The organism is Mesorhizobium sp. M7A.F.Ca.CA.002.04.1.1 (genome assembly GCF_004022805.1).
GTDB lineage: Bacteria > Pseudomonadota > Alphaproteobacteria > Rhizobiales > Rhizobiaceae > Mesorhizobium > Mesorhizobium ciceri.
In genome coordinates this window covers 1-6,797 of sequence record NZ_RZPL01000272.1, presented here as the reverse complement: position 1 = coordinate 6,797, position 6,797 = coordinate 1, and the positions used below count along the sequence as shown (strand labels likewise).

Genomic DNA, 6,797 nt, shown 5'->3' with positions numbered 1-6,797 from the left:
CGGGAGATTCTCCAGGTCCCGGCGGGTTACCGCATCGGCATCGTGCCGGCGTCGGACACCGGTGCGGTCGAGATGGCGCTGTGGTCGCTGCTCGGCGAGCGCGGCGTCGACATGGTCGCCTGGGAGAGCTTTGGCTCCGGCTGGGTCACCGACGTGGTCAAGCAATTGAAGCTCGCCGACGTGCGCAAGATCGAAGCCGGCTACGGCGAGCTGCCTGATCTCACCAAGATCGATTTCGACCGCGATGTGGTGTTCACCTGGAACGGCACCACGTCGGGCGTTCGCGTGCCGAACGGCGATTTCATTCCCGCGGACCGCAAGGGCCTGACCGTCTGCGATGCGACTTCCGCCGCATTCGCGCAGAGGCTCGACTTCGAAAAACTCGATGTCGTCACTTTCTCCTGGCAGAAGGTGCTGGGCGGCGAGGGCGCTCACGGCATGCTGATCCTGTCGCCTCGCGCTGTCGAGCGGCTGGAAACCTACAAGCCCTCATGGCCGCTGCCGAAAATTTTCCGCCTGACCTCAGGCGGCAAGCTGATCGAAGGCATCTTCAAGGGCGAGACCATCAACACGCCCTCGATGCTGTGCGTCGAGGATTACCTCGATGCGCTCAACTGGGCGAAGTCGACCGGCGGCCTCGACGCGCTGATCGCCAGGGCGGATGCCAATGCGGCCGTCCTCGATCGCTTTGTCGGCAAGTCCTCCTGGCTCGGTCATCTCGCCGTCCAGCCGGCGACACGGTCGAACACGTCCGTCTGCCTGTCCTTCACCGATCCGGACGTGTCCGCGCTCGACGCCGACGGGCAGGCGGCCTTCGCCAAGGGGCTGGTGTCGGTGCTCGACAAGGAAGGCGTCGCCTATGATATCGGTGCCTATCGCGACGCACCGCCCGGCCTGCGCATCTGGTGCGGCGCGACGGTCGAGACGTCGGATCTCGAAGCGTTGCTGCCCTGGCTCGACTGGGCATTCGCCGCACAGAAGGCGTCGCTCAAAGCGGCGGCCTGAGATCATTCGCGGCGGCCTTCGGGCCGCCCACTCCCATCAGGATCAAATCCATTTCAAGGAGGCCGCCATGGCGCCCCGCGTTCTCGTCTCAGACAAACTCTCCCCCACCGCCGTGCAAATCTTCAAGGATCGTGGCGTCGAGGTCGACTATCTGCCCGATCTCGGCAAGGACAAGGATAAGCTCGCCGAAGTGATCGGCCAGTATGATGGCCTCGCCATCCGCTCGGCGACCAAGGTCACCGAAAAGCTGATCAACGCCGCTACCAATCTCAAAGTCATCGGCCGCGCCGGCATCGGCGTCGACAATGTCGATATCCCGGCGGCAAGCCGCAAGGGCATCATCGTGATGAACACGCCCTTCGGCAACTCGATCACCACAGCCGAACATGCGGTGGCGATGATCTTTGCGCTGGCGCGCCAGATCCCTGAAGCCAACGCCTCGACCCATGCCGGCAAATGGGAAACGAACCGCTTCATGGGCGTCGAGATCACCGGCAAGACGCTGGGCGTCATCGGCTGCGTCAACATCGGTTCGATCGTCGCGACGCGCGGCGTTGGCCTCAAGATGCACGTCATCGCCTTCGATCCGTTCCTGTCGGACAGCCGTGCCGAGGAGCTTGGCGTCGACAAGGTCGAGCTCGACGAGCTGTTCGCCCGCGCCGATTTCATCACCCTGCACACGCCGCTGACCGACAAGACGCGCAACATCATCGATGCCGCGGCGATCGCCAAGATGAAGAAGGGCGTGCGCATCATCAATTGCGCACGCGGCGGTCTGATCGTCGAGGCCGATCTGGTCGCAGCGCTGAAGAGTGGCAAGGTGGCCGGCGCTGGCGTCGACGTCTTCGAGGTCGAACCGGCCGAGAACAACGAACTGTTCGGCATGGAGAATGTGGTGGCGACGCCGCATCTCGGCGCCTCGACGACGGAGGCCCAGGAGAATGTCGCGCTGCAGGTTGCCGAGCAGATGGCCGACTATCTGATCAAGGGCGCCGTCTCCAACGCCATCAACATGCCGTCGATCACCGCCGAGGAGGCGCCGCGGCTGAAGCCGTTCGTCAAGCTCGCCGAGGTGCTCGGCGCCTTTGTCGGCCAGGTCACCGAGGATCCGATCAAGGAGGTGGAGATCCTGTTCGACGGCTCGACCGCGACGATGAACACGCGCGCGCTGATCAGTGCAGCACTCGCCGGGCTGATCCGGCCTCAGGTCTCGGACGTCAACATGGTGTCGGCGCCGATCATGGTGAAGGAGCGCGGCATCATCGTGGCCGAGGTCAAGCGCGACAAGTCGGGCGTGTTCGACGGCTATATCAAGCTGACGGTGAAGACCGAGCACATGACGCGCTCGATCGCCGGCACATGCTTCTCGGATGGCAAGCCACGCTTCATCCAGATCAAGGGCATCAACCTCGATGCCGAGGTCGGCCAGCACATGCTCTACACCACCAATGCGGACGCGCCGGGCATCATCGGCCTGCTCGGCACCGTCTGCGGCGAGAATGGCGTCAACATCGCCAACTTCCAGCTCGGCCGCAACCGGCCGGGCGGCGATGCCATAGCGCTGCTCTATCTCGACGCGCCGTTCCCGGAAGCCGTGCTGGAAAAGGTCAAGGCGCACAAGTCGATCGACTCGGCCAAGCGGCTGCAGTTCGACGTCAACGCGATGTGATTGAGGACAGGCGGTCGCCGACCCACCTCGTTGACGCCGGCCGCCGCGGCGGCCGGTTCATGTCAACTCGTCCGAGCCATCGGAGACACCCACGCGATGTCGGTAGACCAGTTCCCAGCCCTTCCAGCCCGTAAACAGCAAGATGAGAACCACGATCAGCGATAGGACGATGCCGGTTGGCATCACGGCCGCCGCTCCGCCGGCATACCGCGAGTACCAGTTGTAAAGCTCGATCAACACGACGAGTACATTGCCGCCGGCATGGAGCCATGCCGTCGTGAGATTGCGGACCTGCACATCGCCGAGAACATCCGTCAAGCCAGCAAGCGCAGCCAGGGCAGCCATGATCAGGCCTGCGCCGAGAAGCCAAAGCGACCCGGTGACCCATCCAGGATCGGCTGTTCGCCAGAAGATAAGGTCGCAAACGAAGGTGCCGACAAAAAAGGCAATCGGAAACGGAATCAGCATCGGGTGGATAGGGTGACCAGCAATGCTTGCCGTGCTGCGAGGGTTGTGGCTCATCATGTCGCCTCCCTGGCGTTCAAACTCCGCTGGAGGTGAAATGTTCCAAGTAGGGGACGCGGCAGGATTCATGCCGCTGTTTCCGCGCCATTGGCGAAGTCCAGGCCGTTCGCGTGATTACCGCGACGGCGGAGGGCGTCAGCCGCCAAATGTCATCCGCGGTGGTCCGCCACCGCCATCTTGCGCCCGCTGTATTCGGCAAGCCCGATGCCGCCCAGCACGAGCACCAAGGCCAGCGCCTGATAGAGCTGGAACGTCTCGCCGACGATCAGCACCGACAGCAGCGTGCCGAAGATCGGCACCAGATTGATGAACAGGCCGGCGCGGTTGGCGCCGATCAGCTCGTTGCCCCTGATGTAGAAGATCTGCGAAACGACCGATGCGCCGATCGCCGTATAGACGATGACGGTCCAGCCGCGCGCGTCGGGCATGATGACCTTGCCGGCGAGGACCTCCCACAGGAAGAACGGCAACGAGGTGACGAGTGCCGAAACCGACAGGGCCAGCATCAGGCTCTGCCAGTGCATCACCGGCTTCAGCCGCAACCCCACCGAATAGCCGCTGTAGAGAAAGACTGCGACCAGCATGATGGCGTCACCGAAATTGAGTTCCAGCGTCAACAGCCGGCGCGGGTCGCCATGGCAGGCGGTGAGGATCACGCCGGCGACGGTCAGCACGACGCCGACAATCTGCGCCCAGTTCACGCGCAGGCGGAAGAAGACGAAATTGGCAGTCATGATCAGGATCGGCATCGCCGCCTGTTCGATCGAGACATTGATCGCTGTCGTGTAGTTGAGCGCCGTGTAGAAGATGGTGTTGAACAGGGTGAAGCCGCTGGCGCCGAGGGCGACCAGCACGAACCAGTGCTTGCGGACTACCGGCCAGTCCTTCTGGATGGTCTTCCAGCCGATGGGCAGCATGATCGCCACGGCCAGCACCCAGCGCAGGAAGACCAGCGTCATCGGCGAGACGTGATCGACCGCCAGCTTGCCGGCCACCGAATTTCCACCCCAAAGCAAGGTGGTGAGCAGCAGGAATATGTAGGCGCTTCGATGCATCGCGGGATTCCAGTCGCCGGAGCTGCGGTGTTTGCCGGCCTATTGCCCTCGCTCGCCCAAGTAAATGATGTCAAAGCCGAAAATTGTTGTGCCTCAGGGCATTTTCGACGGCAAAGAAAGGTCGCGCTCGCGAGGTCTTGACGTTATAGAGGCCTGTCGTTTCGAACCATATTCAAGCCGCTTGGCGGCGTCTCAAGGGAAAAGAAACATGGCCAATGTGGTGGTCGTCGGCTCGCAGTGGGGTGACGAAGGCAAGGGCAAGATCGTCGACTGGCTGTCGGAGCGCGCCGATGTCGTGGTGCGTTTCCAGGGCGGCCACAATGCCGGCCATACGCTGGTCGTCGACGGCAAGGTCTACAAGCTGTCGTTGCTTCCGTCGGGCGTCGTGCGCCACGGCAAGCTGTCCATCATCGGCAATGGCGTCGTGTTCGACCCGCACGCTTTCGTCGCCGAGGTGGCAAAACTCAAGGCGCAAGGTGTCGAAGTAGCGCCGGATCGCCTGAAAATAGCCGAAAACACAGCGCTTATCCTGTCCCTGCATCGAGAGCTGGACGGATTTCGTGAGGACGCCGCATCCAATTCCGGGACGAAGATTGGCACGACCCGTCGCGGCATCGGCCCCGCCTATGAGGACAAGGTGGGCCGGCGCGCGGTCAGGGTGATGGATTTGGCGGATTTGGAAACACTGCCCTTGAAAATCGACAGGCTGCTGACGCACCACAATGCGCTGCGTCGCGGGCTTGGTCATGCGGAAGTCACGCATGACACGATCATGCAGGAACTAACCTCGGTCGCCGACGACATCCTGCCCTATATGGACCGGGTCTGGAAGATCCTCGACGACAAGCGCCGGGCTGGCGAGCGCATCCTGTTCGAGGGCGCGCAGGGCACACTGCTCGATATCGACCACGGCACCTATCCGTTCGTGACCTCGTCGAACACGGTTGCCGGACAGGCTGCCGCCGGCTCCGGCGTTGGCCCGGGCGCCATCGGCTATGTGCTCGGCATCACCAAGGCCTATACGACACGCGTCGGCGAGGGTCCGTTCCCGACCGAGCAGAAGAACGAGGTCGGCGAATTCCTCGGCACGCGCGGCCATGAATTCGGCGTCGTCACCGGTCGCAAGCGCCGCTGCGGCTGGTTCGACGCGGTGCTGGTGCGCCAGGCCGTCGCGGTCAACGGCATCAAGGGCATCGCGCTGACCAAGCTCGACGTGCTTGACGGGCTGGACGAGATCAAGGTCTGCACCGGTTACCGTCTCGACGGCGAGATGATCGATTATCTGCCGGCCAGCCAGGGCGCGCAGGCACGTGTCGAACCGGTCTACGAGACGCTCGAGGGCTGGAAAGGCACCACTGCCGGCGCGCGCAGCTGGAATGATCTGCCGGCCCAGGCGGTCAAGTATGTCCGCTACATCGAGGAGCTCATCGGCGCACCGGTCGCGCTCCTTTCCACCAGCCCGGAACGCGACGACACGATACTTGTGACCGATCCGTTTCAAGACTAGTTTCTGAGCCTTTCCGGGCATCGCGGCTGATTTGCGGGGGCCGACGCGGAAGCAAAATACAGGTCGACTGAAGCATGGCAGATTTCGTTGCTATTCTGAAAAACGCGCTCGACAAGCATGGCGACGAGACGCCGGAAAAGCGTACGCGCATCTATGCCAGCGTTCGCACCATGCTAGCGAAGAAGCTTGGTGAACGTTCGCCGCCGTGGGCTCCCGAAGCCATAGCCACGCAGATGCGTTCGCTGGAAGACGCCATTACAAGCGTCGAGCGCGATTATGCCAAGAGCGTGCCGGAGACCGACCCGCTCGCGGAGCTGGAACACATCTTTTCGTCGATCGATCGCAACAAGAACCAGCCAAGCCATACGAGGCAGCCGGCGAAGGCGGAATCGGCCTGGCCGGCACCGCCCGTCGCCAAGCCCGAGCCCTATCAACCCGCGCCGCCGCCTGCCGCCAAGGTCGAGCCAAGCTGGCAAAGGTCGACGCCGGCGCCTGCCCAGCCGGCTCGCGCCGACACGCCTCTTCCAGGCATGAACGCCGAGGAGGCGGACGACGAGGCCGATGTCTTTTCCAGCAACGAAGACAATGAAGAGCCGGTACCGGATACCTTCCAGCGCCTGCGTCCCGCCGAGCGCAAGCGCAGCTATGGCGGGCTGATCGCGGCCGTCTTCGCACTGCTGGTCGTTGCCGGCGGCGGCTACGGCATCTGGCTGAACAAGGACGCCTTCGGCAAGATGCTGGGGCTTGGCGGCAATCAGGTAGCGAAAACCGAACCCGTGAAGCCAGCGCCGGCCAAGCCGGCAACCGATGCCGCGGCAGCGCCGCCGGCGCCCGCGGCTGGCGGCACGGAAGCCGAAAGCACGAAATTCACCCAGCGGCTGACACCGCAGGGTGGTGAAGTCGACCCGGGTCCGGCCGGTGGCCAAAGCGGCATCGGCGAAGGCGAATCGGTCGCGGCGCTGACCACCCCGCCCTCGGCCCCGAACGCACCGGCGATTTCCGCACCGGCCGCCGGTACGCCTGCCGCGACTACGCC

The 6,797-nt window shown here is 63.6% G+C and carries 5 protein-coding genes and 1 pseudogene; 4 read left to right on the top strand and 2 right to left on the bottom strand.

Going from position 1 to position 6,797, the window contains the following annotated elements; all coding sequences use genetic code 11:
• On the top strand, positions 1-1,005 hold a 1,005-nt coding region (locus ENZ75_RS15915), incomplete at its 5' end, for a phosphoserine transaminase (protein WP_128278176.1).
• Between the two features lie 67 nt (positions 1,006-1,072).
• Positions 1,073-2,674: a phosphoglycerate dehydrogenase gene (gene serA, locus ENZ75_RS15910; RefSeq protein ID WP_128278175.1), complete on the top strand. Its 1,602-nt coding sequence runs from the start codon at positions 1,073-1,075 to the stop codon at positions 2,672-2,674.
• Positions 2,675-2,731: 57 nt separating this feature from the next.
• Here serA and ENZ75_RS15905 read toward each other — a convergent pair whose 3' ends face one another.
• Entirely contained in the window at positions 2,732-3,196 is a 465-nt protein-coding gene (locus ENZ75_RS15905; RefSeq protein ID WP_013529160.1) for a DUF2231 domain-containing protein, read from the bottom strand.
• A 152-nt stretch (positions 3,197-3,348) separates the two neighbouring features.
• Positions 3,349-4,254, bottom strand: a complete 906-nt coding sequence (locus ENZ75_RS15900) for a DMT family transporter (RefSeq protein WP_063169196.1) — start codon at positions 4,252-4,254, stop codon at positions 3,349-3,351.
• A gap of 208 nt (positions 4,255-4,462) precedes the next feature.
• On the opposite strand from ENZ75_RS15900, the gene ENZ75_RS15895 reads away from it, so the two are divergent.
• Both ENZ75_RS15895 and ENZ75_RS15890 read left to right on the top strand, forming a co-directional pair.
• Positions 4,463-5,761, top strand: a complete 1,299-nt coding sequence (locus ENZ75_RS15895; protein ID WP_063169195.1) for an adenylosuccinate synthase — start codon at positions 4,463-4,465, stop codon at positions 5,759-5,761.
• 74 nt (positions 5,762-5,835) lie between these two features.
• Positions 5,836-6,797: pseudogene (locus ENZ75_RS15890) on the top strand (hypothetical protein); the annotation flags it as partial.